17 protein-coding genes are annotated in these 13,681 nt (G+C 45.5%); 8 read left to right on the plus strand and 9 right to left on the minus strand.

Translation table 11 applies throughout. The features are described 5' to 3' along the window. Positions 1-78: 78 nt before the first annotated feature. Positions 79-957, plus strand: coding sequence for an NAD(P)H-binding protein (locus A3766_RS09830; RefSeq protein ID WP_068508652.1), 879 nt, complete (start codon positions 79-81; stop codon positions 955-957). On the opposite strand, the gene A3766_RS09835 is transcribed toward A3766_RS09830, so the two are convergent. The 4 genes from A3766_RS09835 to gmk form a co-directional block, all read right to left on the minus strand. Further along, entirely contained in the window at positions 954-1,349 is a 396-nt protein-coding gene (locus A3766_RS09835) for a RidA family protein (RefSeq protein ID WP_068508651.1), read from the minus strand. The two genes, A3766_RS09830 and A3766_RS09835, sit on opposite strands and share 4 nt — an antisense overlap. 24 nt (positions 1,350-1,373) lie before the next feature. Beyond that, entirely contained in the window at positions 1,374-3,488 is a 2,115-nt protein-coding gene (locus tag A3766_RS09840; RefSeq protein ID WP_304438931.1) for a bifunctional (p)ppGpp synthetase/guanosine-3',5'-bis(diphosphate) 3'-pyrophosphohydrolase, read from the minus strand. A gap of 199 nt (positions 3,489-3,687) precedes the next feature. After that, the gene (rpoZ, locus tag A3766_RS09845) at positions 3,688-3,903 is read right to left on the minus strand and encodes a DNA-directed RNA polymerase subunit omega (protein ID WP_068508646.1); all 216 of its coding nucleotides are present in this window, start codon (positions 3,901-3,903) and stop codon (positions 3,688-3,690) included. 94 nt (positions 3,904-3,997) lie between these two features. Then, a complete protein-coding gene (gene gmk / locus A3766_RS09850) occupies positions 3,998-4,648 on the minus strand; it encodes a guanylate kinase (RefSeq protein ID WP_068508644.1) in 651 nt (216 codons plus the stop codon). Positions 4,649-4,836: 188 nt separating this feature from the next. Here gmk and A3766_RS09855 point away from each other — a divergent pair, with 188 nt between their 5' ends. Then, positions 4,837-6,294 carry a hypothetical protein gene (locus A3766_RS09855; protein ID WP_156499399.1) on the plus strand — a complete coding sequence of 486 codons (1,458 nt, stop codon included), beginning with the start codon at positions 4,837-4,839 and terminating at the stop codon, positions 6,292-6,294. Here the strand turns inward: A3766_RS09855 and A3766_RS09860 are convergent. Genes A3766_RS09860 through A3766_RS09870 form a run of 3 tightly spaced genes read right to left on the minus strand, consistent with a single transcriptional unit; the run spans position 6,291 to position 9,100 of the window. Beyond that, positions 6,291-7,181, minus strand: a complete 891-nt coding sequence (locus A3766_RS09860; protein ID WP_082907093.1) for a TIGR01212 family radical SAM protein — start codon at positions 7,179-7,181, stop codon at positions 6,291-6,293. The genes A3766_RS09855 and A3766_RS09860 overlap by 4 nt on opposite strands. A gap of 3 nt (positions 7,182-7,184) precedes the next feature. Next, positions 7,185-8,081 carry a U32 family peptidase gene (locus A3766_RS09865; protein ID WP_231882876.1) on the minus strand — a complete coding sequence of 299 codons (897 nt, stop codon included), beginning with the start codon at positions 8,079-8,081 and terminating at the stop codon, positions 7,185-7,187. 23 nt (positions 8,082-8,104) lie between these two features. Next, complete coding sequence (locus tag A3766_RS09870; protein ID WP_068642154.1) at positions 8,105-9,100, minus strand: peptidase U32 family protein; 996 nt, start codon at positions 9,098-9,100, stop codon at positions 8,105-8,107. 152 nt (positions 9,101-9,252) lie between these two features. On the opposite strand from A3766_RS09870, the gene A3766_RS09875 reads away from it, so the two are divergent. The 3 genes from A3766_RS09875 to A3766_RS09880 all read left to right on the plus strand — a co-directional run bounded on the left by A3766_RS09875 (position 9,253) and on the right by A3766_RS09880 (position 10,607). Beyond that, positions 9,253-9,735: an SCP2 domain-containing protein gene (locus A3766_RS09875; protein WP_068642156.1), complete on the plus strand. Its 483-nt coding sequence runs from the start codon at positions 9,253-9,255 to the stop codon at positions 9,733-9,735. A 122-nt stretch (positions 9,736-9,857) separates the two neighbouring features. After that, positions 9,858-10,019 carry a DUF2986 domain-containing protein gene (locus A3766_RS28830; protein WP_082865452.1) on the plus strand — a complete coding sequence of 54 codons (162 nt, stop codon included), beginning with the start codon at positions 9,858-9,860 and terminating at the stop codon, positions 10,017-10,019. A 153-nt stretch (positions 10,020-10,172) separates the two neighbouring features. Continuing rightward, a complete protein-coding gene (locus A3766_RS09880; RefSeq protein WP_068506981.1) occupies positions 10,173-10,607 on the plus strand; it encodes a PilZ domain-containing protein in 435 nt (144 codons plus the stop codon). 164 nt (positions 10,608-10,771) lie between these two features. On the opposite strand, the gene A3766_RS09885 is transcribed toward A3766_RS09880, so the two are convergent. Further along, on the minus strand, positions 10,772-11,071 hold the full coding sequence (locus tag A3766_RS09885; protein ID WP_068506983.1) for a hypothetical protein: 300 nt from the start codon (positions 11,069-11,071) through the stop codon (positions 10,772-10,774). Between the two features lie 132 nt (positions 11,072-11,203). On the opposite strand from A3766_RS09885, the gene A3766_RS09890 reads away from it, so the two are divergent. Then, positions 11,204-11,866: an HPP family protein gene (locus tag A3766_RS09890; protein WP_068506990.1), complete on the plus strand. Its 663-nt coding sequence runs from the start codon at positions 11,204-11,206 to the stop codon at positions 11,864-11,866. On the opposite strand, the gene A3766_RS09895 is transcribed toward A3766_RS09890, so the two are convergent. Next, on the minus strand, positions 11,863-12,315 hold the full coding sequence (locus tag A3766_RS09895; RefSeq protein ID WP_068506996.1) for a hypothetical protein: 453 nt from the start codon (positions 12,313-12,315) through the stop codon (positions 11,863-11,865). The genes A3766_RS09890 and A3766_RS09895 overlap by 4 nt on opposite strands. A gap of 125 nt (positions 12,316-12,440) precedes the next feature. Here A3766_RS09895 and A3766_RS09900 point away from each other — a divergent pair, with 125 nt between their 5' ends. Then, positions 12,441-12,785, plus strand: a complete 345-nt coding sequence (locus A3766_RS09900) for a copper-binding protein (RefSeq protein ID WP_068510116.1) — start codon at positions 12,441-12,443, stop codon at positions 12,783-12,785. 215 nt (positions 12,786-13,000) lie between these two features. Then, positions 13,001-13,681, plus strand: a 681-nt coding sequence (locus A3766_RS09905) for a formate/nitrite transporter family protein (protein WP_068642158.1), incomplete at its 3' end; no start/stop codon positions are given.

Genomic DNA, 13,681 nt, shown 5'->3' on the forward strand with positions numbered 1-13,681 from the left:
CTTCCATGCATCTACGAATGTCTTTTAGAGTACTTCGTTTTATACTAGCGACAAATCATATAGAAAAGGCTTGGCGCTATGCAAGGTAAGAAGGTTTTGATAGTCGGTTGCGGTAAAATCGGTGGGCGCGTAGCGAAGAGGCTTTCAAGTGACTTTCAAGTTTTTGGTTTACGCCGAAGACCTCAAATGTCTCAGGATGACATTCATTATCTTGCTGCAGATGTTCGAGAGGCATCGAGTTTAGAAGAGGTGTTTTCACAAGTCCTGACTGATGGTGTTGATTACCTGATTTATTGCCTGACGCCTTCCCAGCGCACCGAACAGGCTTATCGTGATACCTATGTCACGGGTTTAGAAAACACGCTTACGATGCTTCCTAATCCGAAGCGCTTAAAGCGATTGATCTTTGTTTCCAGTAGCAGTGTCTATCACCAGAATGATGATAGTTGGATAGATGAGCAAAGCCCTTGTGAACCAAAACAGTTTTCAGGAAAGCTTATCTTTGAAGCGGAAGGTCTACTTCGACACAGCGGCATACCCAGCACGATTATTCGTTTTAGCGGGATCTATGGTGGTTCTCGTCGCCAGTTAATTAATCAGGTAAAGCAGTCTGCGGAAAGTGGCGCGGCTATTTTAAGTAAAGCCTTACGTCGAAGTAACCGTATTCATGAAGATGATTGCGTGGGTTTTATTGAGCACTTAATTCGCTTGAATGCTCAAGGCTCAGCGTTGGAGCCGCTATATCTTGCTAGTGATAGTGAACCAGTAGATCTTAATGAAGTGATTATCTGGCTAGCAGAGCACTTGGGGCTGACCATCAATACCCAACCTTCCGAGCAGGCAAAACGGCGAAGCGGAAATAAGCAGTGTTCCAATAGGCGAATGTTGGATAGTGCTTATCAACTTCACTATCCGACTTTCCGAGAAGGTTATCAGGCGATGTTAAGACAAACCTAAATAGATGAATTCATCACCATTATGCCATCCATTTCAACCTGAGCATCTTTAGGTAGTGATGCGACGCCAATGGCGGCTCTTGCGGGATAAGGCGCTTCAAAATACTTGGCCATGATTTCATTCACGGTGGCGAAGTGTCCTAGGTCTGTCAGGAAAATATTGAGTTTAACTATGTCTTGAAGTGTACCGCCTGCGGCATTGCATACAGCGGTAAGGTTATCAAATACTCGCGTGATTTGCGTGCTGATATCGCCTTCTACCAGGCTCATCGTACTTGGGTCCAGCGGGATCTGGCCAGATAAAAAAACGGTCTCGCCGACTTTTACTGCCTGGGAATAGGTTCCGATTGCTTCCGGTGCATCTGCTGTTTGAATAATGGACTTGTTACTCATATTTCCTCCTGGAAGCTAATCACTTTATTTTGATATGACTCTGGTAAGCCTTAGAACGGCTTTGATTGAGCGAATTCGGCGCATAACTCGAGCCAGGTGTCGTCGACCCTGAACATGTAGCACAACACTAACAACACTTAGTTTGGCGTTTTGTTCCGTCACGCCGATTCGTTCGATATTACCTTCGGCGTGCGTTATCGCTGCGGCTAGCTCGGCAATAATGCCGCGTTGGCGTTCAAGCTCTACCTTCAATTCAACGGTAAACTCATCGGTAATATCTTTCACCCAGGATAAGTGCATTTGAACCTGATTGTTGCTTAGGTTCATAATTTTTGAGCAGCCCTCGGAATGAATGGTGATGCCAGAGCCTGTGTCAGGTAAGCCTACGATCGGGTCGCCCGGGATCGGGTGGCAGCAATGTGCGAAAGACAGGTTCATTCCTTCTGAGCCCTTGATCATCATGGACACTGTAGAGGTATCTTGAGCTTCGTTTTCAGCCTCATCTTGTATTGCATCAGACATCAATTGACGAGCAATGATGAACGGCATGCGCTGACCTAAACCGATATTGCGCAGGAGTACATCCATGCTCTCGGCTTGGTTATGTTCAAGAACTTTTTGAATCTGTGCTTCAGGAATATCTTTCCAGGAAACATTAATGCCAGAGAGTGACTTATCGAGCAAGCTCTTACCAAGCGCTAGGCTTTCGGCTTCGCGTTGGTCTTTCAAGTAGTGCCTTATGCTGCTCTTGGCTTTACCGGTTGTGACAATATTCAGCCAAGCCCTACTTGGTTTAGCGCTAGGGGCAGTGACTACTTCAACCGTTTGCCCGCTTTGTAGAGGTACGCTCAAGGGGGCAAGTTGTTTGTTTACGCGACAGGCGACACAAGCATGACCAATATCGGTATGGATAGCATAGGCGAAGTCGATTGGGGTTGCCCCCGCAGGTAATTCGAGAATCGCGCCTTTGGGTGTGAATACATAGATCTCGTCGGGGAAGAGGTCGATCTTAACGTGCTCAATAAACTCCATAGAGTCAACGGCTCGTTCACGAAGTTCTTTCAGGCCGCTTAGCCAGCGATCAATACGCGCCTGATTGGCCAAGGCGAGATCTGACTCATCTTTATATTGCCAGTGTGCAGCAATACCGTAGTCAGCCAAATCTTCCATATCCTTAGTACGAATCTGAATCTCGATATTAACGTGCATACCGAAAAGTGTCGTATGGAGAGACTGGTAGCCATTTGCTTTAGGTACGGCGATATAGTCTTTAAAACGAAAGGGCAGCGGCTTGTATAAACTGTGGGCGGCTCCGAGCACGCGATAACAATCGTCTTCAGAGTCAGTAATAATTCGAAAGGCATAAACATCCATAATTTCATGGAAGGATTTATGCTGGTATTTCATTTTTTTATAAATGCTGTTCAGGTGCTTCTCGCGACCGAGTATCTCAGCATTAATACCGCGTTCTTTGAGCTTATCTTCAAGGCAATGTTGAATATCGGCAAGAATTTCATTGTGATTGCCACGTAACTTCTGCACTGCCTGGCCAATATATTTGGCTCGCATCGGGTACATGGCGGCAAAGCCTAAGTCTTCTAGCTCTACCCGAATGCTGTTGATGCCCAGTCGGTTGGCAATTGGCGCGTAGATATCCAGGGTCTCGGTGGCAATGCGTCGACGCTTTTCGGCATGCAAAGGCCCCAGCGTACGCATATTGTGCAGGCGGTCTGCCAGTTTGACTAAAATGACACGAATATCTTTGGCCATCGCCAAGGTCATTTTCTGGAAGTTGTGGGCCTGCGCTTCGGCTTTGGACTTAAACTCTATCTGCGTCAGTTTACTTACGCCATCGACCAGGTCAGCGACAGTATCATTAAACTGCTCGGCTAACTCTTCTTTGGTAACCTCGGTGTCTTCAATGACATCGTGAAGCAGTGCGGCCATTAGTGTTTCGTGATCCATGTGCAAACCAGCAAGGATCTTGGCAACGGCTACCGGATGGATGATGTATGGGTCGCCACTTCGACGGTACTGACCTTCGTGTGCATCTTTAGCACACTCGAAAGCCTGCAAGATCATAGAGACCTTGTTGTCATCCAGATAAGTTCTGACTGCCGCTTCGAGTGATTCTATCAATGCCTGTTCTGCCTGTTCTTTAATAATATGTTTCTAGAAACACGAGTGCCTTAAAATACGAGGGGGATAAGCTCTAAAGCAAAAAAAAGCCGAACGTTTCCATTCAGCTTTATGCGCTCTCACCTATCTTAAGTGAGAACAGATGATTTTCAAGAGTAATTCTCAAGAAAACCACATAATTTATTCATTTTTCAGCAGATTAAGAAGAAATCTCTTCGCGCTTGATCACATCATCATTGATCAAACCTTCTGCAATTTCACGCAAGGCAACAACAGTAGGTTTGTCATTTTCCCACTCTACGAAAGGCTCTTTGCCGCCATTTGCTAGTTGTCTGGCTCTCTTGGTTGAAACCATTACCAATTCAAAACGGTTATCAACGTGATCTAAACAATCTTCAACGGTCACTCTAGCCATTAAATTTTCACCTCTGGAAAAGACGCACTACTCAATAAATAAGGCAGAACTACAGTCCCACCCAAAAACGACCGAACATACTACGAAAAACGCTCTAAGAAGACAATAGCTCGGTCAATATTTCTTCATGCTGCGCGCTTTGACTGGCGGTGTCTAGCCGATTTGATTTAAAAATCGACAATAGATCGCTTAATGCATCGCCAAATTGATCGTTAATAACCAGATAGTCGTACTCATGATAATGGCTACTTTCACTGGTTGCATCGGCCATGCGGCGCTCAATGACTTCTTCACTATCTTGGCCGCGCCCTTGTAAGCGTTCGCGCAAGGCGGCTTTAGATGGAGGTAGGATAAAGATGCTCACGGTATCTGGCATCAGTTCTCTTACTTGCTGCGCACCCTGCCAATCGATTTCAAGAATAACGTCTTGCCCAAGCGCCATACGCTGCTCAAGCCAGGTCTTGGAGGTACCGTAGTAGTTATCGAAAACTTTTGCATGCTCTAGAAAGCCAGATTCAGATATGAGCTGCTCAAACTCGGGGATGCTGACAAAGTGATAATTAACGCCATCGACTTCCCCGGGACGAGCCTGGCGAGTGGTATGAGAAACTGAAACTTCGATACCTGAGTCGGCTTCGAGTAAGGCTGCTACCAGGCTTGTTTTCCCTGCTCCGGAAGGGGCTGAAACGACATATAAACGCCCTTGCCTTGCAACTTCTTTAGACTTTTCACCTGTGCTACCCACTCTTTCTCCTCCAGATTCTAAGCAATGTCTAGGCTGTTATTCATCAGCTAAAACAACTATATTTAATGCGATGTGGAGCATTATGCTAAATTTCAGCTAAAAAGAGTATCTCTTAGTCTCAGTAGATCTTGATAAAGCGCTACAGACGAATTTTATTGAACGGCTAATACTGTTGGTATAAACACCCTGTGAAACAATATTGTCATTATCACCCGATTTCTCCGGCAATCTGGCATTGCCTGTCATGCGAGCGTCATTACGATAAGCTTTGCATGCCCGATGGTGATGAAAGGCAGCAGAAGGCTAAGTGCCCACATTGTAAAAAGCCCATGTCTTTTCTTGAGAAGCGTCACGAGATGCCTCCATTTTGGTCAATGCAACAGCGTTTTTTCGGTCTGCCATTTAAAACAGACGCTTTGTTGCTTTCCTTGTTGTTAGGCCTTAGTGCACTAGCGATGCACTTAAATGCGATATTCGCCCTGCTACTTGCTAGTATCTTGTCTCTAGTGCTTGTGAACTTCTCTGTGCAGGTAGCGCGGAGCTATAGTAAGGCGACTCGCTTATCATCGACGACAGGTTCAAGCTCATTTAATGGGGGGGTGCCAGGAATTGCCTCGGCTTTAGATTTTAAACAGGCTAAGACGAGCCTGATTATTACCGGACTATTAATCGTTTGCTTTGCGCCCCCCATACTTTTACTGAATTATGTTAGTGGCTGGCTTGCCCTAACCTACGCGTTACTTGTTTTATCGATTCTGCCCAGTGTATTGCTTATGCTGCTGTATAGCGATAAACGGCAAGGCGGCCATGGATCTGCTCCACCTAGTTGGATGAGCATTATTAAAAAGATGCACTTATCTTATGTCAGCTTGATTGCATTTTTTGCGATGAGCTGTTTGAGCGTATTGGTGATCGCAGATTTGCTTCACCCTGTATTACCCTCCTTTGCTTTTGCTCCGGTTTGTGTGCTGCTGACGGCATATTTTGTTATAGCCCTGTTTGCGGTTTTGGGTTACGTCTTAAAGCGTTATGAATTCTTTTCATCGGTGAGCAGTGTCAAAGCGCTTGAGAGCGAACAAGACAATACGCCAACTGACAGCTCACAACGAATCAATGCTGACTTAGATATCGCGATCAAAGATGGTGACTTTTCCAAAGCCTTGTCTCTTTTGGAAAACAGTATGAAAGGCAAGGGAAAGCGGTCTGACTTGAGAGTCCATCAGCTGTATACGCTATTGCTAGAGCGCCGAGACCTGGTTCGCCTGGAACAGCATAGTCACTTGTTTTTTGAACTCTTACTGGGTCGGGGGCAGAAGTTGGCAGCTTATGAGTTGTTTGAAATGCTGCGCAATGAGCAAGAGAAGTTCCTGGTGCACGATATTCAACTGAGCCTCGATCTGGCTGAAGCGTTTTATCAAATGAAAGAGTATAAACTGGTGCTTTGGTTAGCACGTGAAGCGCACCAACGATTTGACTCGTGCCCGGAATTGGCGAAGTTATATTTACTAGCCGCTAAGACTATTCTTTCGAAGTCCAAGACACCGGAAAAAGCACGTGCATTCTTGCACTATATTGACGAGAACTTTCCGGATACCGAGTTTAAGGAAGCCGCAAGGCGCTTGCTAGAACACCTTGACTCACATTAACTGAGCCGATCATTGATGGCATTGAGTATTTGCCACTTCTTCCCACACCACTGTGGGGCAAGCAGAATGTCTTGCGAGGCTGTTCCGGTTAGCCGGTGAACGATTACGTTTTTAGGAAGGCGCTCAAGCATTTTGACCACGGTATCGATATACGCTTGCTCAGCGACAGGTTCATACAAACCTTTCTTCCATTCTCGTGCTAGCTGCGTTCCTTTTACAATATGAAGCGGATGGAACTTGATTCCATCTGTTCCCAGTGCCAAGACTTTATCTAAGGACTTCAGGCTATCAAGGGCTGCTTCGCCAGGAAGCCCCACTATTAAATGCGTACATACTTTTATCCCCATATCGCGAGCACGCCGACAAGTATCTTCATATTCCATCCAGCCATGACCACGGTTGACCCGCAGGAGTGACTCATCATTAGCGCTTTGTAGTCCTAATTCCAACCATATTTCATAGCCTTGCTCCTGATAAGCCAAGAGCAGTTCGAGCACCTCATCGGGAACACAGTCAGGGCGAGTCCCTATCGACAAGCCAATGACGTCGTCGACCGCTAAAGCACGATCATAGAAGCGCTTTAGGTTTTCGGCCTCATCATAGGTGTTGGTATAGGCCTGAAAGTAGCCAAGAAATTTCTTGGCTCCGGTACGCTTGGCGATCACCGCTTTGCCGCGTGCTATTTGTGACTCAATTGAGTCTGGCGCTTTGGCGTTGGGGCTGAAGGATGCGTTATTACAAAAGGTGCAGCCACCAATACCTTTGCTACCGTCTCGATTAGGGCAAGTAAAGGAGGCGTTGAGAGAGAGCTTATGGACATGCTCGCCATGGCGCTGTTGCATATACTGGCCAAATGAAAGATAAGGCCTTCCAGCCACAACACTCACAACTTAAACCATTTGACTTGATTGCATATCCATACCCGGCTTGCCAAACCAATAACCGTTGCAATCCTGATCGCTAAGCGCAATTTCACTCGACTGGCCATCAAGCGCATCACGGAAGCGACGAATGATGTCACTCATACCCTCAGCACGAGGGCTTAAGCGCAAGACATCAACATTGAGTTTTTTCATTTCAGGCACCTGTGCAAGCAGGTTATAAACCGACGAAGACTGCGTTTGGATGCCGTTAATATTAAATAGGGCCTGTTGCTCCTGACTCTTTACTTCTAGCCCTTCCGGATAGTGAATGCAGCTAAAGCGACAATCATCCTTGGGTAAGTCCAGGTAACGTGCGGTAAAACACCGCGCGGAGTAAGCGAGAGGAAGATGGCCATAGCTGAAGACTTCGGTTTCAATCTTCTCACGGATACCAAGATCACTTGCCTCGTCGTGAATGGTTTGTAAGCAATGGCCCGAGAGCTCAACCGGCATAACCCAACGTCGAGCACCGTTTCTGACCATAATTGATAAAGTGCGTGCATTGTAGATATTGGTGCTAGGACCACAGACAAAGGGTACTCCTTTGCGCGATAATAATTGCACCGCAGAGATATCGTTCGCTTCAACTTGAACCGGGGCGTTTTCACAAATATTCTTTAAGGTGCTTAATTCAGAATCTGCCATTAATAACGCCAGACTGGAAATTACGACTTCTTTACCTGATTCCGATAGTTCCTTGGCTAGCTCTAGCCATTCAGCAGTTTTTAATTCTCGGCGCTTAGAACACACCGTCTCGCCTAAATAAATAACATCGACAGGGCTGTCGAGCATCTCTTGGTAGAAGTCATACACGCGCTGTTTTGGCCAAAAAAACAGGTTTGGGCCTAGTGATAATTTCATCATATTACTCCCTAAATCTGCGGGGTTTATTGCCAGGCGCGCGTATAAGCGCCCAAAGTGGTTTGCGAGCCTTCAGAGACTTTATCGAGTGGCTTGCTCCATTGGGGTTTCACTTTAAAGTTATCCGGGTCGCGCTGATAGCTGTCTAAAGCTTTGCGCCAAACCGAGACAACCTGTTCAACATAAGCCGGGCTGCGTTGTCGACCCTCAATTTTTACAGCCTTGATGCCGATCTCTGTTAAGTCAGGAATTAAGCCAATTGTGTTCAAGCTTGTTGGTTCTTCGAGTGCATTGTAGAGACGGCCTTCCACTTCAAATCGGCCTTTACACAAGGTTGGGTAACCTGCTTTTTCATCTTCCTGATAACGGTCAATTAGCACATTGTTCAAACGTGACTCCAGGCCGTCTTCTGTTTCTTCCCAGCGAACAAAGCTTGCAGGCGAACAGGCACCGCAAGTATTGGGTGATTGGTCGGTTAGGTATGAAGATAAATAGCAGCGCCCTTCAGCCATAATGCATAAGGAACCAAAGGCAAAGACTTCTAATTCGATAGGCGACTTCTTAGCAACTTGCGCCACCTGCTTGAGTGATAAGACGCGTGGCAGCACAGCGCGGCGAACATTGAAATTGCGCTTGTAGAAACTTAGTGACTCAGCATTTGTGCCAGAGCCCTGAACCGACAAGTGCAGGTTTAGATTGGGGTGCTTTTGGGTGGCGTAATCCAGCACCCCCATATCAGCACAAATTAGCGCATCGGCCTGAATATCGGCGGCTACATCAACGGCTCGTTGCCATTTACTCCAACCTTCGGGCTGGGCATAGGTATTCACCGCGATATATAACTTAACGCCTTTGGATCGCGCATAAGCTAAGGCTTGTGAGACATTTTCTTCTTTGAAGTTTAAGCCTGAGAAGTGACGTGCATTAGTTTCGTCTTTAAATCCTACATAGACGGCACTGGCACCACTATCTACCGCTTTTTTAAAGGCTGGTAAACTGCCAGCCGGACAGACCAAATCCATAAAGAAATACTCGAAATAATACGTCTGACCATTGTGAAGAATCCCCCGGCTAGTCACTATCCCTATTGGTGGGTATTTTATGTACCAACTTGCCGGGATATAGTTTCCTTTAATATCTGTTCGCTAATCTCGTTTTAAGGAGCGAAGCTACAATGCTATTGTCGAGCCCGAGAACTCTGCTTCCAAAATTACCTTTAACTTTGGTCAAACCTGTTCGCCATATGCCTTTTGGCCTGCAAAGTTTAGTGCTAAAAAGAGTGCTGAAAGCGGCCTTTAAGTCAGCCTTGGATCAAGGTGACATGGATTTTCTTAAACAGCGTTGGCTAAAAATCGAGATTAGCGATGCGGATATCAATTGGTACTTTAGTTGTGGCCCTCGAAACGAGATTTTAATGCAGAAAGATGCGCAGACGGATGTTTGTATTCGCGGTAGTTTGCGTAGCTTTATTTTGCTCGCGGCTCAAAAAGAAGACCCGGATACGCTGTTCTTCCAGCGTGACTTGGTGATTGAGGGTGACACTGACCTAGGGCTTGAGATCAAAAACCTGATGGATAGCCTGGATCTCGATGACCTGCCACCAGAGCTGCTATTTGCAGTAAGAAGTGCAGCAGAGTATGTGACGGTATTTAGCTAAATACTCTTACTCCAATAGCGCCCGTCCGCTTAGGAGGTAATCCATTGTTTTGGGTATATAAGCTTCCACCAAGCTTTCCTAACGACTAGAATCCCCCTATCTATCGTTAAAGGCCAGATTTGATGAATCGTAAAAAGAAGCTGAACTCCATCCTCAAGAAAAAACTTAAGAAGGCAAATGCCAAACTGGCGCCTAAGAAGAATGATAAACCTCGCTATATATCCAAAGCAGAACGGGCTGTAATGGAAGAAGAAAACACCTTAACTGAGATCAAAAACGACTAATAGATTGTCGGCTTATAGCCTTTTCTTGGGTGGCCGTGTACCTTCCAAAAAATTAATCTTTTTCATCTTATAAAAAAGTGACAAAAGTCTCACTTCGATCCATATTGTTAGCAGCTAGCATTTTGTACTTAGCCTAAGAGATGTACCGCAGCGATGAATACACCCGCACCACGAGCTTATATTCGCCACCCGTCCAAGGTTGGTATACAGGTTACGCCTTTGAGTACGCGCGAGCAGCTCAATCTGGAGATTAATAATATCAGCCAGGGTGGTCTGTCTTTTGATTCCAATGTTTCATTTTTCAAAGATACTGTGGTGAAGCTGAAAATACCTTCGGTTAAGCCGGTATTTAAGGTCAATGCAATTATTCGTTGGTGCCGAGAGCAAAGTGACAAGCAAGGCAGCCCATACGAGCTGGGCGTAGAGTTTCTCGACAATGATGACGCCTTTAAAGTTCGTATGATCGAACAGGTATGTCATATTGCCGAGTATCGAAAAGACTTGCAGGAACAGTTGGGTAAGCGAGTGACCTGGAATCAGGCCTCTCAGGAATGGATTAGCAAGAATGGGGGCAGCTTTCCGCGCTAGTCCGCGGTGAGTCACATTCAGGCAGGGCGAGTATTGTGAAGCAAACCTGTCATCGAATATGATCAAAAACGTATAACAGAAAGCAAAAAGCCGCAATACACAATGAACAATGTATTACGGCTTACTCAACTAACTAGCGTACTTTTTGGAACCTTCTGACCAGCTCAGGTGCCTTCGACTTCGACTTCCATCTCTACGTCTTTGAATAATAGTCCGAATGTATCCCAGACCTCTTCGACGGATTTCTCAATTTCATGCACTGCATGCTCTGAGGACGCGACAAGCTGTTCCTCTTTTTCTTTCAGTCCTGAACGATAATCTAGCAGTTTTTGATATTTATTTTGTGCGATTGATCGTAGCTCGTCAGGCAAGTCCTTTACCCTGTGCTCCATGCGGTCGATTTTGTAATCCCATTCTTCTAATTTCTTTGCAAATTTCTCAATTTGCTCATGATGTGAAGACATTTTCACTACTCCTACTATGCTACAAGTCAACGCCAGAATAGCGCGCTACAAAAAAAAGCTCATTGATGTAGGTCAACGGCCGATTTATATTCATATAAGCTTAGAATTCCAATATGAAGGTGACATGACAGCATGGCCGTATTTTTTGTACACGATGTAGGGAAAGGGCTCGTTACACCACTAGACCGAAAGTTTAGGGTTCGTGATATTCCTCCAGCGGATGAACTGACTGAAATACAGAAAGTTCATTCTAAAGCTGAAACCGACCCCGAAGACTTTAAAGATCATCGCCAAAAGTCAAAGCAGAAACCCGCGGAGCCGAGTGCAAGCCAGCAGAAAGCGATTTCTGCCTACCAAGAAGTTAAGCCCGCCCGGAGCCCTTTAGGGAGAGTGAAGAATATTATGAGCTCGCCGGTACTGAGTATCAGCAAAGATAAGACGCTCGAAGATGCCTGGCGTATTATGCAGAAGTATGAAATACATCACCTGGTCATTCTTGATGAGGAACAGAAATATTGCGGAATGCTATCTGATAAAAAGATCGTCCCTTTTCTAATGAGCCCACAGGGTGGTAAGCTCGAGGAAACGCAGAAAAGCTCGCTAAACGCCTTCTGTCACGAATCGTTGTTATCAACCCACCCAGAAACTCAGGTAGAAGACTTAGCACCAGCTTTGTTGGAGTATGGCTTGGACGCGATAGCGGTATTCGAGAATCAACAGATTGTCGGGATCGTTACCCACCCCGATATATTGAAGACGATACTACTGAAGGAGTCGCTAGAAGCAGATGCTTAATCTGGTCGAGCTTGTTGGGGGCTAAAAAGTAAAATGATTAGACCTAAGAGGCCAACTGCCGTGATCGATAAGCCGGCTTCTAATACGACACCTGCAAAACGGTGGTCTAAGCGGTAGAGACCACTCGAAAAACCATAACTCAAATCCAGTAACCCCAGGAACAGTGCCGCACCGGCGCAGGCTGCTGCGAGTACTCGGCCCTTTTGCATCCATTGGTTGCACCACAAAGGCAGGGCAGAAACTAGCATACCAAAGGCCAGAATTAAATCAGGCAGCACAAAGCTTCTTTCCCACAAGTAATAGCCTTCAAAATGTGGCATCAGTGCTCTTAGCTCTTCGATAGAAAAGAGCGAGCCGTTAAAGAACTGCCACCAGAAATGTATGATTCCCAGTGCTGCACCGATATAAATCATCGCCAAAAGGCGCTGAAACTTAAGTTTCTTAATCATCTTTTTTCAAGGGGGTCAGACTCGATTGAAAGCTATGTAGCCAATAGACCAATACATGCTACCTCTGGACGATGCTAAAGGCTATAGTGCTAAAATTAGCTACTTTAAATTCGGAGATGACACTTATGCGCCTATTAGTCTTGCTTAGCATGATCACCTTGCTTTCGGCCTGCAGTACACCGCTTAAACCAATCAATAATGGCCATGGCACGACAGAAGGAATAATGGGAGAAACGATTCAGGAAGTTTCAGCTTATGGTTTGATTACCCAAGTTGCTGCAGAGGAGGGCTTAGTGAATATCAAACATGGGCCGATTCCCGAACTCAATTGGGCCCCTATGTTGATGACTTTCAGAGTTAGTGAGTCTTTGTCACTTGAGCCATTCAAGGCGGGTGATAAGGTTAGCTTTATACTGGAGCTGGATGAAAAGGGTTTGCATCGGCTGAAATATGTGGAAATCAGAAAGTAAGTGAGATCTCGCTTCAGCGTCAACTATCGCACTAAAACTAAACAAAGCCATGTTTTGCTCTCTATAAGTGAGCCTAACTTATTCACTTATAGGTATATAGATTTCAGTGATTACGAATATAAGTAATTGTTATTTAATGTGAAGTCTAAAAACGGCCCGAGCTATGCTCTCTCAGATTATGTAAATTTTTAAACCTAATCTAAGAGAGATTAATTATGGCCTATATCGAACCGAGTGAATTCGCCACCAAAATGGTTGATTCAGGTGAACAGAAAATTTTCATGTCCACCAAAGATACGTTAGTACGTGCATTCATGGCGGGTGCAATTCTAGGGCTCGCCGCATTCTTTGCTATTACTGTTATTGTGAAAACAGGCAGTTTATTAGTTGGCTCACTTTTATTCCCTGTCGGCTTTATCATGCTCTATTTGATGAAGTTCGATTTGTTAACCGGTGTGTTCACGCTAGTGCCGCTATCAATACTTGATAAACGTAATGGCTGTACCGTGCCGCAAATGTTGAGAAACTGGGGCTTGGTTTTCCTTGGTAACTTTGGTGGCGCACTGACCACAGCTTTCTTTGCTTCGTTTATTCTAACTTATGGTTACAACACTGACGGCGGTGCCTTAGCAGCTAAAGTGAGCACCATTGGTGAGTCAAGAACACTGGGTTATCAAGCGCATGGTGCTGATGGCTGGTTCACGATATTTATTCGTGGCATGCTGTGTAACTGGATGGTATCGATGGGTGTTGTCGGTGCAATGATTTCAACCTCTGCAACGAGTAAGATCATTGCAATGTGGATGCCGGTAATGCTCTTCTTCTTTATGGGCTTTGAACACTCTATTGTAAACATGTTCCTATTCCCATTCTCTATGATCATGGGCGGTGACTTT

The organism is Oleiphilus sp. HI0132, from assembly GCF_001635845.1.

Coding starts and splice junctions, on each gene's coding strand:
- A3766_RS09830 (WP_068508652.1), top strand. CDS start 79: ATGCAAGGTAAGAAGGTTTTGATAGTCGGTTGCGGTAAAATCGGTGGG.
- A3766_RS09835 (WP_068508651.1), bottom strand. CDS start 1,349: ATGAGTAACAAGTCCATTATTCAAACAGCAGATGCACCGGAAGCAATC.
- rpoZ (WP_068508646.1), bottom strand. CDS start 3,903: ATGGCTAGAGTGACCGTTGAAGATTGTTTAGATCACGTTGATAACCGT.
- A3766_RS09865 (WP_231882876.1), bottom strand. CDS start 8,081: ATGATGAAATTATCACTAGGCCCAAACCTGTTTTTTTGGCCAAAACAG.
- A3766_RS09870 (WP_068642154.1), bottom strand. CDS start 9,100: ATGGATTTGGTCTGTCCGGCTGGCAGTTTACCAGCCTTTAAAAAAGCG.
- A3766_RS09875 (WP_068642156.1), top strand. CDS start 9,253: ATGCTATTGTCGAGCCCGAGAACTCTGCTTCCAAAATTACCTTTAACT.
- A3766_RS28830 (WP_082865452.1), top strand. CDS start 9,858: ATGAATCGTAAAAAGAAGCTGAACTCCATCCTCAAGAAAAAACTTAAG.
- A3766_RS09880 (WP_068506981.1), top strand. CDS start 10,173: ATGAATACACCCGCACCACGAGCTTATATTCGCCACCCGTCCAAGGTT.
- A3766_RS09885 (WP_068506983.1), bottom strand. CDS start 11,071: ATGTCTTCACATCATGAGCAAATTGAGAAATTTGCAAAGAAATTAGAA.
- A3766_RS09890 (WP_068506990.1), top strand. CDS start 11,204: ATGGCCGTATTTTTTGTACACGATGTAGGGAAAGGGCTCGTTACACCA.
- A3766_RS09895 (WP_068506996.1), bottom strand. CDS start 12,315: ATGATTAAGAAACTTAAGTTTCAGCGCCTTTTGGCGATGATTTATATC.
- A3766_RS09900 (WP_068510116.1), top strand. CDS start 12,441: ATGCGCCTATTAGTCTTGCTTAGCATGATCACCTTGCTTTCGGCCTGC.